22 protein-coding genes are annotated in these 22,025 nt (G+C 55.1%); 17 read left to right on the top strand and 5 right to left on the bottom strand.

The window, feature by feature from the left end; all coding sequences use genetic code 11:
• Positions 1-7: 7 nt before the first annotated feature.
• Complete coding sequence (locus MKJ04_RS11975; protein WP_241641877.1) at positions 8-1,357, bottom strand: NAD(P)/FAD-dependent oxidoreductase; 1,350 nt, start codon at positions 1,355-1,357, stop codon at positions 8-10.
• Between the two features lie 228 nt (positions 1,358-1,585).
• Positions 1,586-2,260, bottom strand: coding sequence for a carboxypeptidase-like regulatory domain-containing protein (locus tag MKJ04_RS11980; RefSeq protein WP_241641878.1), 675 nt, complete (start codon positions 2,258-2,260; stop codon positions 1,586-1,588).
• Positions 2,261-2,334: 74 nt separating this feature from the next.
• Here MKJ04_RS11980 and MKJ04_RS11985 point away from each other — a divergent pair, with 74 nt between their 5' ends.
• Together MKJ04_RS11985 and MKJ04_RS11990 are read left to right on the top strand one after the other, a co-directional pair.
• A complete protein-coding gene (locus tag MKJ04_RS11985) occupies positions 2,335-2,721 on the top strand; it encodes an ArsR/SmtB family transcription factor (RefSeq protein WP_241641879.1) in 387 nt (128 codons plus the stop codon).
• 205 nt (positions 2,722-2,926) lie between these two features.
• Positions 2,927-3,628, top strand: coding sequence for a YjjG family noncanonical pyrimidine nucleotidase (locus MKJ04_RS11990; protein ID WP_241641880.1), 702 nt, complete (start codon positions 2,927-2,929; stop codon positions 3,626-3,628).
• A gap of 350 nt (positions 3,629-3,978) precedes the next feature.
• On the opposite strand, the gene MKJ04_RS11995 is transcribed toward MKJ04_RS11990, so the two are convergent.
• Positions 3,979-4,392, bottom strand: a complete 414-nt coding sequence (locus tag MKJ04_RS11995; RefSeq protein WP_241641881.1) for a hypothetical protein — start codon at positions 4,390-4,392, stop codon at positions 3,979-3,981.
• A gap of 93 nt (positions 4,393-4,485) precedes the next feature.
• On the bottom strand, positions 4,486-4,710 hold the full coding sequence (locus MKJ04_RS12000) for a hypothetical protein (protein WP_241641882.1): 225 nt from the start codon (positions 4,708-4,710) through the stop codon (positions 4,486-4,488).
• A 24-nt stretch (positions 4,711-4,734) separates the two neighbouring features.
• Between MKJ04_RS12000 and pruA the strand changes: the two genes are divergently transcribed.
• From pruA to MKJ04_RS12055, 11 genes are all read left to right on the top strand, one after another.
• Positions 4,735-6,369 carry an L-glutamate gamma-semialdehyde dehydrogenase gene (gene pruA, locus MKJ04_RS12005; RefSeq protein ID WP_241641883.1) on the top strand — a complete coding sequence of 545 codons (1,635 nt, stop codon included), beginning with the start codon at positions 4,735-4,737 and terminating at the stop codon, positions 6,367-6,369.
• A 210-nt stretch (positions 6,370-6,579) separates the two neighbouring features.
• The gene (locus MKJ04_RS12010; RefSeq protein WP_241641884.1) at positions 6,580-6,960 is read left to right on the top strand and encodes an NADH-quinone oxidoreductase subunit A; all 381 of its coding nucleotides are present in this window, start codon (positions 6,580-6,582) and stop codon (positions 6,958-6,960) included.
• Between the two features lie 82 nt (positions 6,961-7,042).
• Positions 7,043-7,597, top strand: coding sequence for an NADH-quinone oxidoreductase subunit B (locus MKJ04_RS12015; RefSeq protein WP_241641885.1), 555 nt, complete (start codon positions 7,043-7,045; stop codon positions 7,595-7,597).
• A gap of 4 nt (positions 7,598-7,601) precedes the next feature.
• Positions 7,602-8,108, top strand: coding sequence for an NADH-quinone oxidoreductase subunit C (locus MKJ04_RS12020; RefSeq protein ID WP_241641886.1), 507 nt, complete (start codon positions 7,602-7,604; stop codon positions 8,106-8,108).
• A gap of 63 nt (positions 8,109-8,171) precedes the next feature.
• Entirely contained in the window at positions 8,172-9,416 is a 1,245-nt protein-coding gene (gene nuoD / locus MKJ04_RS12025; RefSeq protein ID WP_241641887.1) for an NADH dehydrogenase (quinone) subunit D, read from the top strand.
• 144 nt (positions 9,417-9,560) lie between these two features.
• The gene (nuoE, locus tag MKJ04_RS12030) at positions 9,561-10,088 is read left to right on the top strand and encodes a complex I 24 kDa subunit family protein (protein WP_241641888.1); all 528 of its coding nucleotides are present in this window, start codon (positions 9,561-9,563) and stop codon (positions 10,086-10,088) included.
• A 277-nt stretch (positions 10,089-10,365) separates the two neighbouring features.
• Positions 10,366-11,712, top strand: coding sequence for an NADH-quinone oxidoreductase subunit NuoF (gene nuoF / locus MKJ04_RS12035; RefSeq protein ID WP_241641889.1), 1,347 nt, complete (start codon positions 10,366-10,368; stop codon positions 11,710-11,712).
• Between the two features lie 210 nt (positions 11,713-11,922).
• On the top strand, positions 11,923-12,903 hold the full coding sequence (locus tag MKJ04_RS12040; protein WP_241641890.1) for a 2Fe-2S iron-sulfur cluster-binding protein: 981 nt from the start codon (positions 11,923-11,925) through the stop codon (positions 12,901-12,903).
• 3 nt (positions 12,904-12,906) lie between these two features.
• Positions 12,907-13,962, top strand: coding sequence for an NADH-quinone oxidoreductase subunit NuoH (gene nuoH / locus MKJ04_RS12045; RefSeq protein ID WP_241641891.1), 1,056 nt, complete (start codon positions 12,907-12,909; stop codon positions 13,960-13,962).
• Between the two features lie 76 nt (positions 13,963-14,038).
• Positions 14,039-14,548 (top strand): NuoI/complex I 23 kDa subunit family protein, encoded by a 510-nt coding sequence (locus MKJ04_RS12050; protein WP_241641892.1) that lies wholly within the window; start codon positions 14,039-14,041, stop codon positions 14,546-14,548.
• A 4-nt stretch (positions 14,549-14,552) separates the two neighbouring features.
• Positions 14,553-15,068 (top strand): NADH-quinone oxidoreductase subunit J, encoded by a 516-nt coding sequence (locus MKJ04_RS12055; RefSeq protein WP_241641893.1) that lies wholly within the window; start codon positions 14,553-14,555, stop codon positions 15,066-15,068.
• Between the two features lie 282 nt (positions 15,069-15,350).
• Here MKJ04_RS12055 and MKJ04_RS12060 read toward each other — a convergent pair whose 3' ends face one another.
• The gene (locus MKJ04_RS12060) at positions 15,351-16,409 is read right to left on the bottom strand and encodes a DUF6929 family protein (RefSeq protein ID WP_241641894.1); all 1,059 of its coding nucleotides are present in this window, start codon (positions 16,407-16,409) and stop codon (positions 15,351-15,353) included.
• Positions 16,410-16,648: 239 nt separating this feature from the next.
• Between MKJ04_RS12060 and nuoK the strand changes: the two genes are divergently transcribed.
• The 4 genes from nuoK (at position 16,649) to MKJ04_RS12080 (ending at position 21,883) form a co-directional block, all read left to right on the top strand.
• Positions 16,649-16,978: an NADH-quinone oxidoreductase subunit NuoK gene (gene nuoK / locus MKJ04_RS12065; protein ID WP_241641895.1), complete on the top strand. Its 330-nt coding sequence runs from the start codon at positions 16,649-16,651 to the stop codon at positions 16,976-16,978.
• Between the two features lie 88 nt (positions 16,979-17,066).
• Entirely contained in the window at positions 17,067-18,992 is a 1,926-nt protein-coding gene (nuoL, locus tag MKJ04_RS12070) for an NADH-quinone oxidoreductase subunit L (protein WP_241641896.1), read from the top strand.
• Positions 18,993-19,004: 12 nt separating this feature from the next.
• Positions 19,005-20,456 (top strand): NuoM family protein, encoded by a 1,452-nt coding sequence (locus MKJ04_RS12075; RefSeq protein ID WP_241641897.1) that lies wholly within the window; start codon positions 19,005-19,007, stop codon positions 20,454-20,456.
• Positions 20,457-20,500: 44 nt separating this feature from the next.
• Entirely contained in the window at positions 20,501-21,883 is a 1,383-nt protein-coding gene (locus MKJ04_RS12080; RefSeq protein ID WP_241641898.1) for an NADH-quinone oxidoreductase subunit N, read from the top strand.
• The last annotated feature ends 142 nt before the right edge of the window (positions 21,884-22,025 follow it).

A 22,025-nucleotide genomic window follows, 5' to 3' on the forward strand; every position in this document is an offset into this window, starting at 1 on the left:
CACTTTCTCAGGCATCGGTGTCATACTGATCGAAGAACTTGCGCTTCACGCGGTCGCCTTTCCGGACGAAGGGGCGGATGATGAGGCGCGTGCCACGCTCGTAGGTGAAGAAGCGGTAGAGCCAGTTGCTGACCACGACCAGCTTGTTGCGGAAGCCGACCAGGTAGGCGATGTGCACAAACAGCCAGATGGCCCAGGCAAAGAAGCCGCCAATGGTCTTGTTTCCGGGCAGGTCTGCCACAGCGCGGTTGCGGCCGATGATGGCCAGCGAGCCCTTGTCGAAGTACTTGAACGGCTCCAGCGGCTCGTTGCGCACCAGCCTGTCGAGGTTTTTGGCCAGCAGCTGCCCCTGCTGTATGGCGGGCTGTGCCACACCGGGGTGCCCCTTGGGGAACTCCTCCGATTTCATGAGCGCAATGTCGCCGATGGCATACACATCCTCTACCCCCTGCACCTGGTTATACTGGTTCACCAGAATGCGCCCCCTTTCCACAGACTCCTGGGGCATACCGTCTATCAGGGCACCAGACACCCCGGCGGCCCAAATCAGGGTCTGCGTCCGGATCTGGTCCCCGTTTTTCAGGGTAGCCACATTCCCGTCATACGACTCCACCAGCGTGTTCAGTTTGATGATGATGTCCATCTCCTCGAGGTACTTCTTCGTCTTGACGCTTGCCTCTGCCGACATGGGCGGCAGCACCCGGTCCAGGCCCTCCACCAGGTAGATGTTCATCTGGCTAAAGTCCAGCCCCGGGTAGTCGGTAGGCAGCACATGTTGCCGCATCTCCGCCAGCGCACCCGCCAGTTCCACGCCGGTCGGCCCGCCGCCCACAATCACGATGTTCAGCAGGCTCTGCCTGATCTCGGGGTTTTTGGTCATACTGGCCTGCTCAAACGACTGGAGCAACTGGCTCCGCAGGTTCAGGGCATCCGGTATCTGCTTGAGCGGGAAGGAGTATTTCTTGATCTGGTCGTTGCCAAAGTAGTTGGACTTGGTGCCCGTGGCCACCACCAGGTAATCGTAATGCATGTCGCCGATGAGGGTATGCACGGTTTTGGTGGTGGGGTCGATGCCCTTTACCTTCACCAGCCGGAAATGGAAATCCTGGTAATCGTCGCTACCGAAGATTTTGCGCAGGGGCTCGGCGATGGCATCGGGCTCCAGCCCGGCGGTGGCCACCTGGTAGAGCAGCGGCCAGAACCCGTGGTAGTTCTGGCGGTCGAACATAACCACCTGGAAATCCTTGTTGCTGAGTTTCTTGGCCAGGTTCAGGCCGCCGAAGCCTCCCCCGACAATTACGACGCGTGGCTTAGTGGCGGCGGGTATGTTAAGTGATAACTGATCCTCTCTGAGCATTGTTTTCTGTACTTAGGGTGTCTGTAACCGTGGCCCCTCTGGCAGGGAGGCCTCATCATATCAGAGGCCGCAAACGCACAGTTACACTCGGCAATAACGAAACCCATACAGCTAGGTTACCTGCAAGCCCATACCCCGGCCAACTACCCAAAGGCAGCGTACCGCCAATTCGTCTGGAATAAGGGCAAAACCGAGGTATAGAAGAAAGATCAGCCGAAGGCTTCGGGGCTACTTCTGCTTGAAATCGCCGTTGATGATGGATTTGATGAGCGCCGGGATGGCGAAGGGGCTGATGCCGGTCTGGATCATGTACCTGTTCTGCTGCAGCTGCCGCTGTTGCTGCATGCTGTGCTTGAAGTTGCCGCTGCCGTCCATGGGGGTCGACTTGAAAAGCTCCTCCAGCCGCTCGGGGTCCAGGTTGCGCATGGCAATGGCCCGGCCCTCGTCGGGCAGCTTCACGTTGGCGACGGCCTCCCTGAAGTCGCGCTCGGTGGCCCACGGAAACACGTCCACGGTCGGGAGCTCGGTCGGGTCCTCCTGCAGCTGCATGATAATGGAGTAACTCTGGCTGCTATAGGTCTTCGGGATGATCAGGTACTGCCGCTTAAAGCCAATGGCGCTGAACAGCACGCTGTCGCCGGCCAGCACGGGCACCGAGAAAAAGCCGTATTCGTTGGACTGGGTGCCCCGGCTGCTACCCGGCACAAAGATGCTCACGCCCGTCACGCCATACAGGCTGTCGCCGGTGGCCACGAACCCCGACAACTGCACCACACGCTTCTGCTGTTGCGCCGCCGCCTGCTCCGGGGCGGATACGAGCAGCAGCAAGAGGCCCAGCAGTGGCAGCAAGAGCCTTTTCAGGGGCTGTGCGCGAAGAAGAAACGTGTATTCAGAAAAATCCATGTGTTACAATTATACTATATTTATCTTTTATACTGACAGCTTTTACCTAAATTTGTTCTGTTGCCCCCTTATTTATGAGACTTAAGCATTTCAGTCTTTCTTTTGGTGAGCAGGTCCTGAAGGCCCTCGCCGACGAGTCACGACTCCGCATCCTTCACCTGATCCTGCACCACAAGGAAATGTGCACCTCTGACCTGGAGCAGGTGCTCGACTTTACGCAGACGAAAACCTCGCGCCACCTCTCCTACCTGCGTAACGCGGGCCTGGTAGCGCCGCGCAAGATGGACCAGTGGGTGTTTTATGCCGTGAAAGACGAGGCCGCAGACTTTATCAGCCAGATACTCTCGTATATGGAGCGCGACGCCGCGCTGCAGAAAGACAACGAGGTATACCAGATCCTGTTCTCTAACCGCGAGCTGGCCGTGAACAAACTGCAGACGCGCCGCTGGACGGCCCAGTAGCGTTCGTGCGGCTCTCCCTATAACTTAGCGGCACTTTATATATTGCCCGGCTTCGGCCAATACCTTCTCCGCTCGCTGGCTAAACACGGTAATTTCTAAAACATCCGTTGCCCCTGCGCGTTTCACCTACTCCCGGAGCTTGTTTAAATTTCATTTTTGCAGCGCAAAGGATGATTTTCAAACCGCTTTATTTCAGTATCCCCGCATGAAAACCTATACCCATATTTTCTTCGATCTCGACCATACCCTCTGGGACTTTGAGAAAAACTCCGAAGAAACCCTCTTTGCCTTGTACGAGCAGTTTGACCTGGGCAGCTTCGGCAAGTTCGACAGCCACTCCTTTTATAAGAAGTACAAGTTTGTGAACGTGCGCCTCTGGGACCTCTACAACAAAGGCCGCATCAAGCAGGCGGAGCTGCGCGAGGGCCGCTTCGTGAAAACCCTGACGGGGCTTGGCCTGGAGCCGCACGAAATACCGGTGGGCATTGCGGAGGCCTATACGGATCAGTGCCCCACCAAAACGGCCGTGTTCCCCTATGCCTACGAGGTGCTGGAGTACCTGCAGCCAAAGTACGGCCTGCACATCATCACCAATGGCTTCCGGGAGGTGCAGCACATCAAAATGAGCGCATCCAACCTGCACGGCTATTTCCGGGAGGTGATCACGTCGGAGTCGTGTGGCTTCAAAAAGCCTGACCGCCGCATGTTTGAGCACCTGCTGGAACGCATTAACGTGACGCCGGACGAGTGCCTGATGGTAGGCGACAACTACGAGTGCGACATCGAGGGCGCCCGCCAGGCCGGTATCGACCAGGTATTCTTTAACCCCGAGAAGCACAGCCAGAAACGCAGCCCCAAGCCGACACACGAAATCTCCTGCCTCAGCGAGCTGAAGCAGTTTTTGTAAATGATCTCACTTAGCTGGTGGTCTCAAGGATGGAGACCCAGAAAAGAGTAGATGTGTTGCATAGTATACCTGAAACTGCTCCCGTAAATTGCTCTTTCGGGCTTCCCAGCCCGAAAGTTTCCTGCCGGGGATTTCCTAATCCCCGTTTAATGGAACACGGGGATTAGGAAATCCCCGGCAGGCTTAGTTCTGGATTAAGAAATCCAGAACAGCGAACGAAAAAAAATCCAGAACAGCGAAAGAAAGAGCAGCGAATCCACATAGCAAAAGCCCAATCCATACCTAAAAAAGCCCGGTGCCATACCTTGTTTGGGTATAGCACCGGGCTTTTTTTTGAGGTAGTCTTATGCTTAGTCTTTTGCGTCAGCAGCGGTTTCCAGTGCCCGTAGTTCTCCCTGCAGCAGCTTGATTTTGGCTTTGTCGTCCAGGCCGAGTCTTTTCTCCAGCTTGTTCTTCCGGGCGTCCAGCTTGTTGATCACGGCCTGGGCCTTGTTCCAGTCCTGGTCGTCCCAGGCTCCCTTTTTCTCCCGCACGTTTTCCAGCAGCGTGATGTATGCCTGCCGCAGGTTGAGGGCTGTCAGCGATTGGATGTCTGCGTAGTCTCCCAGGAGCTCTCTTTGCCATTGCGTCACGCTTTCGTCTGCCTGTAGCGTTAGGGTGGGCTGGTGCTTGCCCATGGTATAATTGGTTGCCTCGGCGGCAAAAGAGAAACCAAGTGCCAGGGCCAGCATCAGTTTTACGTATGTTCTGTTTCTGTTTTTCATAATGGAGTTGTTTCATGCCTGCCATACAAATCGGCAGGGAAGGCTTTTACGGCATCTGGGCCCCAAAAGGTTGTCTGAACAACAAACATGGAGTTATGTGCGGCATTTATCTGTAACAGCCACGCAGCCGCCTTTCCTGTGCTGCAGGGGTATGATTTTCCCCGATGGCATCCGGCGCAAACGGCCCTCTTCTGCAGGAGTCACGCGCAAGCCACGGGCCCGGAACCGGCCCTCGGATGAGGCTTTTCCGGGGAAAATCCTGTACCTTTGTTTAGAAGGGCCGTTGTTTTGCAGCGCCTTCAGGAATACCTTATTCATATTTATAATCACAATTATAAACGCATGGCAACCGGATTCTTCAAAGTACCTACTCCCACTAACGAACCAGTATTATCTTACGCGCCGGGCTCCCCAGAAAAGGACGAGCTACTCCGCACCTACAAAGATCTAAAGTCGAAGCAGCTGGACGTGCCCATGTATATTGGCGGCGACCGCGTGTTTACCGACAACAAGCAGCCGATGCTGCAGCCTCACGACCACCAGCACATCCTGGGGCATTTCAGCGAAGGCGACGCGTCCCACGTGGAACAAGCCATTAACGCGGCCCTTGCCGCACGCGAGATGTGGGCCGATATGGCCTGGGAACATCGCGTGAGCATTTTCCTGAAAGCCGCCGACCTGTTGGCCGGCCCCTGGAGAGCACGACTGAACGCGGCCACCATGCTGGGCCAGTCGAAGAACGCTTACCAGGCCGAGATCGACTCAGCCTGCGAGCTGGTGGACTTCCTGCGTTTTAACGTGCAGTACGCCACCGACATTTACCGCATGCAGCCGGAGTCTTCTCCGGGGGTATGGAACCGCACCGAGCACCGTCCGCTGGAAGGCTTCGTGTTCGCTCTGACCCCGTTCAACTTCACGGCTATCGCGGGCAACCTGCCAACCTCTGCCGCCATGATGGGCAACGTGGTGGTATGGAAACCGGCGCACACGCAGATTTATGCGGCGCACATGATCATGGAGCTGTTGCAGGAAGCTGGTTTGCCGGAAGGCGTGATCAACCTGGTGTATGTGGACGGCCCGACAACGGGCGATATCGTGTTCAACCACCCTGACTTTGCCGGTATCCACTTTACGGGCAGCACGGGCGTTTTCCAGAACATCTGGAAGACCATCGGAAACAACATCCACAAGTACAGATCATACCCGCGCATTGTGGGCGAGACAGGCGGCAAGGACTTTATCTTTGCGCACAGAACCACGGATGCCAAGACGCTGGCCACGGCCATCACGCGCGGCGCGTTTGAGTTCCAGGGCCAGAAATGCTCCGCCGCTTCGCGCGCCTACATCCCGAGCAACCTGTGGGAAGACGTGAAAAACTTCGTGATCGAGGACCTCAAGTCGATCAAGATGGGTCCTCCGGAGGATTTCTCCAACTTCATCAACGCGGTGATCGACGAGAAGTCGTTTGACAAGATTGCCCGGTACATCGACAACGCCAAGGACAGCAACGAAGTGGAGCTGATCGCGGGCGGCGGCCACGACAAGTCGAAGGGCTACTTTATTGAGCCAACCGTGCTGCTGGCGCACAACCCGAGCTACGTGACCATGTGCGAGGAGATCTTCGGGCCGGTGATCACGGTGTATGTATACGATGAGCACAATGCTGACGAAACGCTGCAACTGGTGAACTCCACCTCCCCTTACGCCCTGACAGGCGCTATCTTCAGCCAGGACCGTTACTTTATAGAGTATGCGGCCAACAAGCTGCAGAACGCGGCCGGTAACTTCTACATCAACGACAAGCCGACAGGCGCCGTGGTGGGCCAGCAGCCGTTTGGCGGCGCGCGCGCCTCTGGCACCAACGACAAGGCCGGCTCTATGCTGAACATGCTGCGCTGGGTATCGGCCCGCTCGATCAAGGAAACGTTCAATCCGCCGGTAGATTACCGCTACCCTTTCCTGGGCGAGAACAAGTAAGTTTCTGACGTTATATATTGTAAAGCGGCCATGTTCTGAGAGGAGCATGGCCGCTTTGTTTTTGCTGCCAGCCAAAGGTTGCCACCTTTCGCTCCGGGATTGCTTGCACACACCTGATTAAATGCATTATCTACTATAGATTTATGCTTTTGATTGTTGGCTATTTATACCTAATTTTGTTCCTTACTTTTACAAAAGGACCACCGCATTATGGAACCAACTGTGGATCAGTATGTACCATCTGATTACCTACCCATTCTCATCCAGTTTGCAGCCGCCCTTGGCTTCGTGATTTTCGCGCTCACGCTCACACACTTGCTGGGCCCCAAGCGCGACAGTGCCGTGAAAGGCGCCGCCTGGGAAAGCGGCATCGAGTCGGTGGGCGACGCCCGCACGCCAATCTCCTATAAGTACTTCATGACGGCCATCCTCTTCGTGCTGTTCGACGTGGAGATTATATTCCTCTATCCGTGGGCGGTAAACTTCCGCAGCTTCGGCCTGGAGGGTTTCCTGCAGATGCTCGTGTTTATGGGCCTGCTGCTGGCGGGCTTCTTCTACGTGATCAAAAAAGGCATCCTGAAGTGGGAATAGGGCTTTAAACTTTTGCAAGTGCACCGGTGTTCCACTACTGGGCATCAGCCGCCTACACTTGTAAAAACAAAACATCCTTAAAATGAGCGATTCAATTAACGATATCAATTTAGTAGATGCGCCTGATGGTGTGTCTGGTGCAGGTTTCTTCGCCACATCTTTTGAGAAGGTGATTGGTCTGGCCCGCAAGCACTCGCTGTGGCCCTTGCCGTTTGCCACCTCTTGCTGCGGCATCGAGTACATGGCCACCATGGGCTCCAACTATGATATTTCACGCTTCGGTTCGGAGCGACCGAGCTTCTCCCCACGCCAGGCAGACATCCTGATGGTGATGGGAACGATTGCCAAGAAAATGGGGCCCGTGGTGAAGCAGGTATACGAGCAGATGGCCGAGCCGCGCTGGGTAATAGCCGTGGGGGCATGCGCCTCTTCCGGCGGCATCTTCGACACCTACTCTGTGCTGCAGGGCATCGACCGCGTAGTGCCGGTAGATGTATACGTGCCGGGCTGCCCGCCACGCCCTGAGCAGATCCTGGACGGCCTGATGCGGGTACAGGATTTGGCAGAGAACGAATCGCTGCGCCGCCGCAACTCTCCGGAGTACCAGGCCCTTTTAGCCTCTTACAACATTAAATAAGCAAATGGAGCTTACCAACGAAAACGTACTCGGCAAAATCATCAGTAAGTTTGGGGAAGACAACGTCCGTGACGCTTTTAACCCGGATGGCATCATGACGCTCACCACCAACCGTGAGACGATCATCGACCTGATCCAGTACCTGTACGACGATGAGGAGCTGCAGATCCGCTTCCTCACCACCCTGTGCGGCATCCACTTCCCTCACCAGAAGGACAAGGAGCTGTGCGTGATGTACCAGTTGCACAGCCTGCGCCATAACTTCCGCATCCGCCTGAAGGTGTTCTTCCCGATCGGAGACCCTGTGATGCCGACCCTGACGAACATCTACGCTACCTCTAACTGGATGGAGCGCGAGACGTTCGACTTCTACGGCATCATCTTCACCGGTCACCCGAACCTGACGCGCATCCTCAACATCGACGAGATGGAGTACCACCCGATGCTGAAGCAGTACCCGCTGGAGGACCTGACACGGGAAGACAAGATAGACACGTTTTTCGGGCGTTAAGCCAATCTGCCGCCACCCCGGAATACGTGGGAAAAAGGCGGCTCATAACAATGTATACATAGCATGGCTACTGAAAATAAAACCGCAGCACTCACCGAACTGGAGCAATTCCGCCAGGACCATGGACTTGCCCTGAAGGAAGAGCAGGTCCTCACCACGCTGAACCTGGGCCCGACGCACCCGGCCACGCACGGTATCTTCCAGAACATCCTGCAAATGGATGGCGAGAAGATCATGGACGCTGTTCCGACGATCGGCTATATACACCGTGCCTTCGAGAAAATAGCGGAGCGACGCCCGTTCTACCAGATCACGCCGCTCACCGACCGCATGAACTACTGCTCCTCCCCCATCAACAACATGGGATACCACATGACGGTGGAGAAGCTGCTCGGCATCACCATCCCGAAGCGCGCGCAGTATATCCGCGTGATCATGATGGAGCTGGCCCGTATCTCGGATCACCTGATCTGTAACTCGATCCTGGGTGTGGACTCCGGTGCCTTCACGGGCTTCCTGTACGTGATGCAGGAGCGCGAGCACATCTACGATATATATGAGGAGGTATGCGGTGCCCGACTGACCACTAATATGGGTCGCATCGGAGGTATGGAGCGCGATTTGTCGCCAAAAGCCCTGCACCTGATCGACGAGTTCCTGAAGCGCTTCCCGAAGGTATGGGCGGAGTTTGAGAAAATGATGACGCGTAACCGCATCTTCATGGACAGAACCATCGATGTGGGCGCCATCTCCGCGGAGCGTGCCCTCAACTACGGCTTCACAGGCCCGAACCTGCGCGCCGCCGGTGTAGACTACGATGTGCGCGTGATGAACCCATACTCGTCTTACGAAGACTTTGAGTTTGAAATTCCGGTTGGTACCAAAGGCGACACCTACGACCGCTTCCTGGTGCGCAACGCTGAGGTATGGGAGAGTTTAAAGATCATTGAGCAGGCCTATAAAAACCTGCCCGAAGGCTCCTACCACGCCGATGCCCCGCATTATTACCTGCCGCCAAAGCAGCAGGTATACACCAGCATGGAGGCTCTGATCTATCACTTCAAGATTGTGATGGGTGAGGCAGACATTCCGGTTGGCGAGGTGTACCACAGCGTGGAAGGCGGAAACGGCGAACTGGGCTTCTACCTGATCAGCGACGGGGGCCGCACGCCATACCGCCTGCACTTCCGCCGCCCCTGCTTTATCTACTACCAGGCTTATACCGAGATGATCGTGGGCGGACAGCTGGCTGACGCCATCCTGACGCTGAGCAGCCTGAACGTGATCGCTGGCGAGCTGGACGCCTAGAACAGTGAACAATAATCAGTGACCAATTATCAGTAATCAGTTAACACAACTTGAATACTGAAAACGAGAGCGAAGATTGATTACTGGTAACTGTTAATTGATAACTGTAAAATTCCTGTTAACTGTTACTTGTTAACTGATAAGATGATACAAGACGAAGTGAAGTTTTCTGATGCGGCCCTGGCCGAAATGCAGCGCTACATCAGCCACTACCCAGAAGGGCGTCAGAAGTCTGCCCTGCTCCCTCTCCTGCACATTGCGCAGGCTGAGTTGGGCGGTTGGGTAAGCCCTGAGGCGATGGACAAAATTGCCGAAATCCTGAACATACAGCCGATCGAGGTATATGAGGTGGCTACTTTCTATACCATGTTCAACCTGAAGCCGGTTGGAAAGCACGTGCTGGAGGTATGCCGCACCGGTCCTTGCTGCCTGCGCGGCGCCGACGAGCTGATCGACACATTGAAGCGCAAGCTGAACATTGAGGAAGGCGAGACATCGGCCGACGGCATGTTCACGCTGAAGCCTGTGGAGTGCCTTGCCTCTTGCGGCACCGGCCCGATGCTGCAGGTGCGCGAGCTGTTCTACGAGAACCTCGACAGCGAGGCCCGCGTGGACGAGTTCCTGGCAACTATGCGCCAGACGGAACACGAAATCCCAACCTGGGCCAAGTAATCCTGACAAAGGTTCAGCCTAAGAAAAGAGACCAGGGAGAGCAGTTATCTCATACCAGAGCAACTCCCCTCCTTGGATAAGGAGGGGTCGGGGGTGGTTGGATAAAACAGCCACAACGAAAGTCGCCTCGCTTCTCTTAATACCGTTGTTGGTGTTATCACCAACAACAACAAGTTGGCAACGAACTACTTGCCGGTGAAAACACCGGCAAGGGCTTAAAATTATAAATTGACACAACAGGCAGCGTAAAATCTGCAAAGCTATACATCCTGCTACAATGGGACTTAAAATATTAACCGAACATATAAACATACCCGGCATCGAAACGCTGGAGGTATACCGTAAGCACGGCGGCTACAAGTCTGTAGAGAAAGCCCTGAAAACGATGTCTCCGGATGAGGTGGTGGAAGAAGTGAAAACCTCTGGCCTGCGTGGCCGTGGTGGCGCTGGCTTCCCGGCGGGTATGAAGTGGAGTTTCCTGGCCAAGCCAGAGGGCGTTCCGCGTTACCTGGTTTGCAACGCCGACGAGTCGGAGCCGGGCACCTTCAAGGACCGCTGGTACATGGAGAAAAACCCGCACGGCCTGATCGAGGGTATGATCACGTCTAGCTACGCGCTGGGTGCCAATACTTCATACATCTACATCCGTGGAGAGCTGATGTTCGTGCTGCGCATCTTGGAGAAAGCGATCGCGGAGGCCTACGCTGCCGGTTTGCTGGGCAAAAACATCCTGGGCTCGGGCTACGACCTGGACCTGCATGTAGCCCCAGGTGGCGGTGCTTACATCTGCGGTGAGGAAACTGCTTTGCTGGAATCGTTGGAGGGCAAGCGCGGAAACCCACGCAACAAGCCTCCGTTCCCGGCGGTGAAAGGCCTTTTCCAGAGCCCGACCGTGGTGAACAACGTCGAGACCATCTCTTCGGTGCCCTGGATTGTGAACAACGGCGGTGCGGAGTATGCCAAAGTAGGTATAGGTCGCAGCACAGGCACCAAACTGATTTCTGCCAGCGGTAACATCAACAACCCAGGGGTATACGAAATCGAACTGGGTGTGCCGGTGGAGGAGTTTATCTACTCTGACGAGTACTGCGGCGGTATCTGGAAAGGAAGACAACTGAAGGCCGTGGTGCCGGGAGGTTCTTCTGTGCCGATTCTGCCTGCCAACCTGATCCTGAAAACAGCTGAAGGCGAGAACCGCCTGATGACATACGAATCGCTTTCCGATGGTGGCTTTGTAAGCGGCTCGATGATGGGCTCCGGCGCATTCATCGTGTTCGACGACCAGCAGTGCATTGTGCGCAACACCTGGAACTACTCCCGTTTCTATCACCATGAGTCGTGCGGCCAGTGTAGCCCATGCCGTGAGGGTACCGGCTGGATGGAGAAAGTATTGCACCGCATCGAGCACGGCCACGGCCATCAGCAGGACATCGACCTGTTAGTGAGCGTTGCCAAGCAGATCGAGGGCAACACGATTTGCCCATTAGGCGATGCCGCCGCCTGGCCGGTAGCTGCCGCCATCCGTCACTTCCGTGATGAGTTTGAGTGGCACATCAAGCACCCGAAAGAGGCAACTGCCCCAGGTGCGGTGTACAGAGGCCAACTGGATACGGTAACGGCTTAAAAGAGACACAGGTAGCAAGACGTTAGACACAAGACTTTTTAAAAGTTGGTCTTCGTCAACTATAATCGAGATTCTCTTTTAGTGTCACCTCCTAATAAGCTTTGCTTAGAGCCCACAGGATGACAGAAAAGACTAAACAAGTATAGCATTAACTGTTCCTTGTTCGGTTTCCCCGCGAAAAACGAACAACGAAAAACGAACAACGAAATAATGGCTAAAGTAACAATTGACGGCATTGAGATAGAGGTAGAAGACGGAACTACCATCCTGCAGGCCGCAAGACAAATCGGAGGCAAGGTGGTGCCGCCTGCCATGTGTTATTACGGGCCGCTGAAAGGCAGCGGTGGCAAATGCCGCGTGTGCCTGGTTAAAGTAACGCAAGGCTCTGCACGAGACACCCGCCCCATGCCCAAGCTGGTTGCCTCGTGCATCACGCAGGTGCAGGACGGCATGGTGGTGGAGAACTCCACTAACGAGGATGTGCTGAACGCCCGCAAGAGCATCGTGGAAATGCTGCTGATCAACCACCCACTGGATTGCCCTGTGTGCGACCAGGCCGGTGAGTGCAGCTTGCAGGACCTTTCGTATGAGCACGGCGTGAGCGCTACCCGCTACGAGGAAGAGCGCCGCACCTTCAACAAAGTGGATCTGGGCCCATACATTCAGTTGCACATGACGCGCTGCATCCTTTGCTACCGCTGCGTGTACACTGCCGACCAACTGACGCCGGAGCGCGTGCACGGTGTGCTGGGGCGTGGCGATGCGGCGGAGATCGGAACGTACATCGAGAACATGGTGGACAATGAGTTCTCCGGAAACGTGATCGATGTGTGCCCGGTAGGTGCCCTGACAGACAAGACATGGCGCTTTAAGAACCGCGTGTGGTTCACCAAGCCGTTGGATGCGCACCGCGACTGCCCTACCTGCTCCGGCAAAGTAACGCTTTGGACGCGTGGCGAGGAAGTACTGCGCGTAACGGCCCGCAAGGATCAGTACAACGAGGTAGAGGAGTTTATCTGCAATACCTGCCGCTTCGACAAGAAAGAGACAAGCGACTGGACAATCGAAGGCCCGCGCCATATCGACAGCAGCTCTGTGATCTCGGCTAACCACTACGAGTTGCCGGTCCTGAACGTGCCGATCGTACCCAACTTACCAGTATCTACCAAGAAAAACCTTCCGCAGGAATAACATATGGAGTCAGTAGACCTACTATATAAAGGAATATACATTCTGGTGATTTTCGGTATCACTTTGCTGATAGCGACGTACTCCACTTATTTCGAGCGCAAGATAGCGGCCTTTATCCAGGACCGCGTAGGCCCGAACCGCGCTGGCCCCGCAGGCTTGCTGCAGCCGCTGGCCGACGCCGGAAAACTCTTCTTCAAAGAGGATTTTATACCTGCCAAATCAAACAAGGCGCTGTTCGTTATCGGTCCGGGCATTGCCATGCTGGTGGCTACCATGTCGAGTGCGGTTATTCCGTTTGGCGATATGCTGATAGTAGGTGGCCGTGAGATATTTTTGCAGGCCATTGAGGTAAACATCGGCGTGCTCTATGTGTTCGGCGTCGTTTCGCTGGGCGTGTATGGCCTGATGATCGGTGGCTGGGCTTCTAACAACAAGTTCTCGCTGCTGGGTGCTATCCGTGCGGCTTCGCAGAACATCAGCTACGAACTGGCCATGGGCCTTTCGCTGATCGCGGTGCTTATGCTGACGGGCTCGCTTTCGCTTCGCGAGATCGCGGCGCAGCAGGCGGGCTTCAACTGGAACATCTGGTATCAGCCGCTTGGCTTTGTGATCTTTCTGGTGTGTGCCTTTGCCGAGACCAACCGTACCCCGTTCGACTTACCAGAGTCTGAGGCAGAGCTGATCGGTGGGTACCATACCGAGTATGGCTCGATGAAACTGGGTATGTACCTGTTTGCCGAGTATATCAACATCTTCGTGGCCTCTGCCGTGATGGCGACGCTATACTTCGGCGCCTACAACTTCCCGTTCATGGAGAACCTGCGCGAGGCCATCAGCGACCCGGTGCTGGCCAACAACGTGGTGACCATGGTGGGTGTGGGCGTGATGTTCGCGAAAATCTTCCTGTTCATCTTCTTCTTTATGTGGGTGCGCTGGACCTTGCCGCGTTTCCGCTACGACCAGTTGATGAAACTGGGCTGGCAGATCCTGATTCCGCTCGCAATCCTGAACATTATCCTGACAGGCGGCGGAATTCTGCTGAAAGAATACTTATTTTAACCTTTACCTGAATGTTGCCCCCCGTTTCGCTGTTAATGCAGCAGCCGACACTGGCAACAATCAAAAGCTGAGACACATGGAACCACTATCCAATAGAAGAAAGCAAGTAGAGAAGAAGGAGATGACGTTCGCAGAGCGCGCCTACCTTCCTGCTATCGCCCAGGGACTTGGCATCACGCTGAAGCACTTTTTCAAGAAGAAGGCAACCGTACAATATCCCGAGCAAACCCGCGAGCGGAGCGACGTATGGCGTGGCCTGCACGTGCTGAAGCGCGACGATACGGGTGCGGAACGCTGCACGGCCTGTGGCCTGTGCGCCGTGGCCTGCCCTGCTGAGGCCATCACGATGACGGCCGGAGAGCGAAAGGCCGGAGAAGAGCACCTGTACCGCGAGGAGAAATACGCAGTGACGTATGAGGTGAACATGCTGCGCTGCATCTTCTGCGGCCTCTGTGAGGAAGCCTGCCCGAAAGCAGCCATCTTCCTGCAGGACGACAAGCTAGCCCCTGCCCGCTTCGAGCGCGACGAATTCATATATGGCAAAGACCGATTGGTGGAGCCGTTAAAGACGACTGAAACAAAATAACCCGATGACAAGCCTGTTCTTTTTCCTTGCTTCGCTGACGCTGCTGTGCGCCCTGATGGTGGTAATCTCCAAAAACCCGGTACACAGCGTGCTGTTCCTGATCATTACCTTCTTCACCATCTCCGGCCACTACATCCTGCTGAACGCGCAGTTCCTGGCCGCCGTGAATATCATCGTGTATGCTGGTGCGATTATGGTGCTTTTCCTGTTCGTGATCATGTTCCTGAACATGGGCAAGGAATCCGAGCAGCACGTAAAAACTTCCACCCTGAGCAAAATTGCCGGTACACTGGCTGGCGGTCTGCTTTTTGTGGTGATGATCGCAGCCCTGAAAGACTCTAAAATCGCGGGCTACGACCCCGAAACCTACAATTCGCAGATAGGTATGGTGGAGAGTCTCGGTAAGGTACTATTTACAGAATACCTGCTGCCGTTTGAGCTAGCCTCGGTGCTGTTCCTGGTAGCGATGGTGGGTGCCGTGATGCTCGGCAAGAAAGAAGCCGGCGAGCAGCATTTCTAAGAAACACTGTTTTATACATACCAAAAGCGCCTGCACATACCCTGTGCAGGCGCTTTTTTATACCCCCTTCGTAGGGACAGGTCGCGACCTGTCCGCGCATCGGCCTATGCAGGAAGCATGCATGGCTTTCATCCTGTTCATCCATTAATCCTATAAATCATAGTTCCCATAAATGTTTCCGGGAACGATTGGACAGGTGTATTCGGGAACGATTGGACAGGTGTATTCGGGAACGATTGGACAGGTGTATTCGGGAACGATTGGACAGGTCGCGACCTGTCCCTACAACTTCAGCTCCAGCTGCAACGTCAATAGGCCGGAGCCGCCTGCGTCGTCGTCTGACACCACGACCACCTCATACATACCCTCGGCAGCGCCTGCTTTTACCACCAGCGACTCGGCCTTTCCTTTGTAAACCGTGCCATCCGGGTTCATGAATTGCACGGCAGGCACCTGTAGCGGGCTGGCGGCACGGGTGGCGTATGGCAGCGCGTTCAGGTCAATCACGCCGACGATACTGCCGAGCACCTCGCCATCTGCCACCGCGTTGGGCGTGTCCTCTGCCGATGCGGTGAAGAAAAGTTTGTCCTCCAGGGCAAAGGCGCCAGAGAAGCCGGTTTTATACCCTCCAACCGCTGGCAGCGCAAAATGGTACACAGCCACCGCCGGAAGGTCTCCTTTCCCGAAAATGAATCGCTTGAAATCCTGGGTATCAAACCGGAGCAGCACGTTGGTGGAGGTGCCCAGCGCCCGTTGCAACATATAAGTATAGGTGTTGTCCATCGCGAAGCCCTCCAGGTTTAGCTCACCGTCGGCCTCCAGGCGCAGCACCCGCTTCAGGAAGGTATAAAAGCGGGTGAAATCCAGTTCCTCCACGTACTTCTTATCGGTCAGGTTCACCAGGAAAGCCCGGTTGCGCTTCGGCCCCGAGCCTGAGCCGGGGATCAGGAGCATGTGGGCGCGGCCGTAGGTGAAGTGCGCTATGCTCTCCAGGTCAGGTTTCACGGCTTTGGGGATGCGGCCCGTGGCAAAGTCTGCAGTGTCGAACAGCGCGATTTTGCCGGTCTGATTAAACTGCCCATCCAGGAGGTATACATACGGCGCGTCATCACCCACTACGTAATAGGTGCTGTCCAGCAGCTCGATGCCGGAGGCCGAAGGCAGCCTGGGGTATGATTTCTGCTGCTGCACTGTGGCCGAAAGCTGAAGCTGTTGCATGCGGGCTTCGGCGGTGGCCAGCCGCGAGGCGACAGGCGGTTCGGATTTGCAGGCGAAAAGGGCCAGCAGGGCCAGTGGTACATAGCGCAATGTCTTGGAGAGCGTCATAAGGTCTTTTTTCAAAATTATCCTTAACTACGCAAACCCTCCGCCGAAGTATAAAACCAATTCCGGAAGCACAAAAATGAGCCCTCCGGACACTGCCCGAATCCCCGAAAACCGTTGAAACAGCGGCCCCAACCCACCGCCTCCGCTCCAAAGAAGATTCAAATTATGTTATGTTTATTTGAAAATTGAGGATAACTTTACGGCTTCGTTTAAAGCATAGTACTTAATCAGCAATACGGTCAGGCCCACAGAAAATGAACCAGATACCTGAGGTTATCAGAACCATTCCCCTTGAATATTACCTTTTTTTCAGCACAGCGCTTTTCGCCATCGGTGTCATCGGGGTGCTTACCCGCCGCAACGCCATCGTGATCTTTATGTGCGTGGAACTGATGCTGAACGCTGTGAACCTGTTGCTGACGGCACTCTCCGCTTACCGCGCCGACGCCTCCGCACAGGTTTTTGTGTTTTTCATTATGGCCGTGGCCGCCGCCGAGGTATGCGTCGGGCTCGCGATCATCGTGATGACATACCGTAACATCCGCTCTACGGACGTGCAACTGCTGAACTACCTGAAGTGGTAACAGCCCCCATTTTTATCAACGCAACAGCTTATATTATATAACATATATACAGATGCAAGAGATTGTAATGCCGAGTAACAACCAAGCCATGGCACTACTCTGTCTGCTCGTTCCGGTGCTGCCCCTGCTGGGTTTCATGCTGAACGGCTTGGGCAACAGAAAACTGGCGAAAGGGCTGGTTAGTTTGATCGGGTGCGGCACCGTGCTGGCCTCCTTCCTCATTTCCATCTACCTTTTCCTCGACTTTACCGCCAACGGCAGCCGCGCCTATACCGTCGATTTCTACAACTGGATCTCAGTGGGCGACATGCAGATCGGCTTCTCCTTCCTCATCGACCAGCTGACGCTGTTCATGATGCTGATGGTGACCGGTATCGGCTTCTTCATACACCTGTACTCGGCCGGGTATATGAGCCACGATGAGAATTTCGGCAAGTTCTTCGCCTTCATCAACCTGTTCATGTTCTCGATGCTGCTGCTGGTGATGGGCTCTAACTACGTGCTGATGTTTGTGGGCTGGGAAGGCGTGGGGCTTTGCTCATACCTCCTGATCGGCTTCTGGAACAAGAACACCAGCTACAACGATGCCGCCAAGAAGGCCTTTGTGATGAACCGCATTGGTGACCTGGGCTTCCTGCTGGGCATTTTCATGATCTTTATCACCTTCGGCAGCGTGAGCTACCCGATGGTGTTTGCCGCCGCCGCGCAGTATGCCGGAGGCGTGGATTCTACCGTGATGATCACGATTACCCTGCTCCTGTTTGTGGGCGCGATGGGTAAGAGCGCGCAGATTCCGCTGTTTACCTGGCTCCCGGACGCGATGGCTGGCCCTACGCCAGTTTCGGCCCTGATTCACGCCGCTACCATGGTGACGGCGGGTATCTATATGGTGGTGCGCTCAAACGTACTGTTCGTGCTGGCCCCGACTACCCTCGAGGTGATTGCGGTGGTGGGTGTGGTGACTGCCTTGGTGGCCGCTACCATCGGCCTGGCGCAAAACGACATCAAGAAGGTGCTGGCTTACTCCACGGTTTCGCAGCTTGGGTATATGTTCCTCGCGCTGGGTGTGATGGCCTTCTCTTCTTCGCTTTTCCACGTGCTCACACACGCTTTCTTTAAGGCACTGTTGTTCCTGGGCGCTGGTTCTGTGATCCATGCCATGAGCAACGAGCAGGATATCCGCAAGATGGGTGGCCTGCGCAAATACCTCCCGATCACGTTCCTTACCTTCCTAATCGGTACGCTGGCGATTTCCGGTATACCGCCGTTCGCCGGTTTCTTCTCGAAAGACGAACTGCTGGCGCATGTGTATGAGCACAGCAAGCTGATGTGGGCGCTGGGTATGCTGGCCTCTTTCATGACCTCTTTCTACATGTTCCGCCTGGTGTTCCTGACCTTCTTCGGAACCTTCCGGGGCACCGAGGAGCAGCGCCACCACCTGCACGAGTCGCCTGCCTCCATGACGATCCCGTTGATCGTGCTGGCAGTGCTCTCTACGATCGGTGGTTTCCTGGGTATACCGGAAGTGTTTGGCGCAGAGCATGTGCTGGGCAACTACCTGGCTCCGCTTTATGACTTCGCGCGACTGGCTAACCCGGCAGCGCTGGAGGCTCCGCAGATCGACCATGCCACGGAGTATATGCTGATGGGTCTTTCTGTTGCCGTGGCCGTGATTGCCGCCATCATCGCCTACGTGATGTATGTGAGCAAAAAGACAGTGCCGGCCGCAGAGGGCGAGCGCCTTTCTCCGGTGCACAACCTCATCTACCACAAGTATTACATCGACGAACTATACAATGCCATTATTGTGCGCCCGGTTATGTGGCTATCCACCGTTTTATACCGCTTCGTGGATACGGTGCTGGTAGACGGCGTGGTGAACGGCTTCGGTAAACTGGCGATGCAAAGCGGCCGCACGCTGCGGTATGCGCAGAGCGGTGTCATTAGCTTCTATGTGCTCGTGATGGTGTTCAGCATCGTGCTGATTCTATTTTTAAACTTCTTTATCGGATAAGGTTCTTAGAAGATGATTACAGCTCTATTACTTTTCTGGCCTGCCCTGGCTGCACTGCTTGTGTTGCTCCTGAAAGGGCAAACTGCCAGAACAGTGGCTTTGGTGGCGGCACTTATTGAATTTGCCATATCCCTGGTCGCATACACTGGTTTTAACACAGACAGCGGCATGATCCAGGCGGGGCTTTCCTTCCCCTGGGTAGCGAGCGCAGGCATTAGCTTCACGATCGGTATGGATGGCATCAGCCTCCTGATGGTGCTGCTGACCACCTTCCTGGTGCCGCTTATTGTGCTTTCCTCTTTCAAGCACGAGTATAAGAACGCGAATGTATTCTACGCCCTGATCCTGTTTATGCAGACGGGCCTGATCGGCGTTTTCGTGGCGCTGGACGCCTTTTTGTTCTACTTCTTCTGGGAGATGGCCCTGATTCCGGTGTACTTTATCGCTGCCATCTGGGGCGGTGCCCGTAGGATCCCGGTTACCTTTAAGTTCTTCGTGTATACCATCTTCGGATCGCTGTTCATGCTGGCCGCTTTTGTATACCTGTACCTGCAAACACCCGGAAGCCACTCTTCGGAGCTGACCGCTTTCTATAACCTGGATCTTTCAAGCGAGTCGCAGAGCTGGATCTTCTGGTTCCTGTTCATCGCCTTTGCCATCAAGATGCCAGTGTTCCCGTTCCATACCTGGCAACCAGACACCTATACCGAGTCGCCTGCGCAGGCAACCATGCTCCTTTCGGGTATCATGCTGAAGATGGGTATCTACGGTGTGCTGCGCTGGTTGCTGCCTGTGGTGCCATTGGGCGTGAGCCAGTGGACGGAGCTGGTACTGGTGCTGTCTATCATCGGCATTGTATACGCCTCCATCATCGCCATCCGCCAACGCGACCTGAAGCGCCTGATCGCCTATTCGTCCATCGCACACGTTGGCTTGATCGCCGCCGGTATCTTCACCCTGAACGAGCAGGGTTTGCAGGGCGGTGTGATCCAGATGCTGAGTCACGGTATCAACGTGGTGGGTCTCTTCTTCATCATCGACATTATTTACAGCCGCACCAACACGCGCGAGATCACCAGCCTGGGTGGTATCACCCAGACAACCCCTGCCCTCTCCATCTTCTTCATGATTCTGCTGCTGGGTTCGGTGGCCTTGCCGCTGACCAACGGCTTTGTGGGTGAGTTCCTGCTGCTGTCGGGTGTGTTCCAGTATAACGCCTGGTTTGGCGCTGCCGCTGGCTTAACCATCATTCTGGGTGCGGTCTATATGCTGCGCATGTTTCAGGGCGTGATGTTCGGGCCGAAGTCTCCGGAGACGGAGGTGTTTGCGGACCTGACCATGAGCGAGAAGGCCGTGCTGATCCCGTTGGTGATCATGGTGTTCTGGATCGGCTTGTTCCCGAACACGTTCCTGAGCATCTCGGAACCTGCCGTAGGCCAATTGCTGAACATCATTAACCGCTAAGCGGCCAAGATTTAGAAAAAGATTTTTACAGGAAACACGACGACATGACTTCGATCATACTTCTCTCCTTCTTCGGCGTCCTCAACCTCTTCATCGGTTTTGCGAACTCCAGGAAGATCTTGCTGCCACTGGCGCTGCTGTTTCTGGCGGTGGTGTTTGGCGCAAACCTGTTTAGCTGGAACGATACCCAGAGCTACTTCAACAACATGCTCACCATCGACAATTATGCGGTGGCGTTCACGGGCATCATGGTGCTGACCACGATTTTGCTGATCCCTTTCTCGCAGCGCTACGTTGATGAGGGCGACGAAAACCTGGCCGAGTTCTACTCGCTGCTGCTGTTCTCGCTGGTGGGCGCCGTGATGATGGTGAGCTACGAGAACATGCTGATGCTGTTTGTGGGCATCGAAATCCTTTCCATCGCCATGTATGTGCTGGCCGGTAGCGACAAGAAGAGCCTGCGCTCTAACGAGGCTGCTCTGAAGTATTTCCTGATGGGTGCTTTCTTCACCGGTATCCTGCTTTTCGGCATCGTGCTGATCTACGGCGCAACCGGCACCTTCAACATCACCGAGATTGGCGCGGCTTCGGCGGCGACGGACGGCGTGATGAGCGCGATGTTCCTGCTTGGTTTGCTGATGGTGATCATCGGTATCTCGTTCAAAATATCGGCTGCCCCTTTCCACTTCTGGACCCCGGACGTGTATGAGGGTTCTCCTACCTTCTTCACCTCGTTCATGTCGACGGTGGTGAAGACAGCGGGTGTAGCGGCTTTCTATAAACTGATGGCAGCGGCCTTCGCCGCCGCATACCCTACCTGGTTCCCAACGCTGATCGCCATCACGACGCTGACGCTGGTAGTGGGCAACATCGGCGCCGTGGTGCAGACAAGCGTGAAGCGCATGCTGGCTTACTCCAGCATCTCGCACGCTGGTTACCTGCTGATGGCGCTGGTTGCCTTCAATGAAAACTCTGACTCCTCTATCCTGTTCTACTCACTGGCTTACTCTACGGCTACCGTGGCAGCCTTTGGTGTGCTGAACATGGTAAAGACACAGCGTGGCGGTGAGGTATACGAGTCGTTTAACGGGCTGGGCAAAACGAATCCGCTGCTGGCTTTCGCCATGACGGTATCGATGTGCTCGCTGGCAGGTATACCGCTAACCGCCGGTTTCTTCGCGAAGTTTTTCGTGTTTGCGGCGGTGCTGCAGGATGCCAACATGGTATGGCTTGTGGTAGTTGCCGTAGTGCTGGCTGCCGTGGGTATCTACTACTACTTCCGCGTGGTGATTGCCATGTACATGCACCCGGCCGAGAACCTGGAGCGCATCGAAGTGGGTGGCTTTGCCTCCTTCATGCTGATTTTCATCACTGTCCTGACCATCTTGTTAGGTATAGCTCCTGCGCTTGTAAGCGATATCATCTAAACACAGATTCGACTATAAAAGTAAGGCGGCTGCTCCAGATGGAGCAGCCGCCTTACTTTTATACCTCAAACCTTCATCTATACCTCCTTACTTTACGTGGGCCGTTTTACTCTCCCATTTTTGTCATCCTGAAAGGATCTTG

Origin of the sequence: Pontibacter sp. E15-1 (genome assembly GCF_022601975.1) — a bacterium.
Lineage (GTDB): Bacteria > Bacteroidota > Bacteroidia > Cytophagales > Hymenobacteraceae > Pontibacter.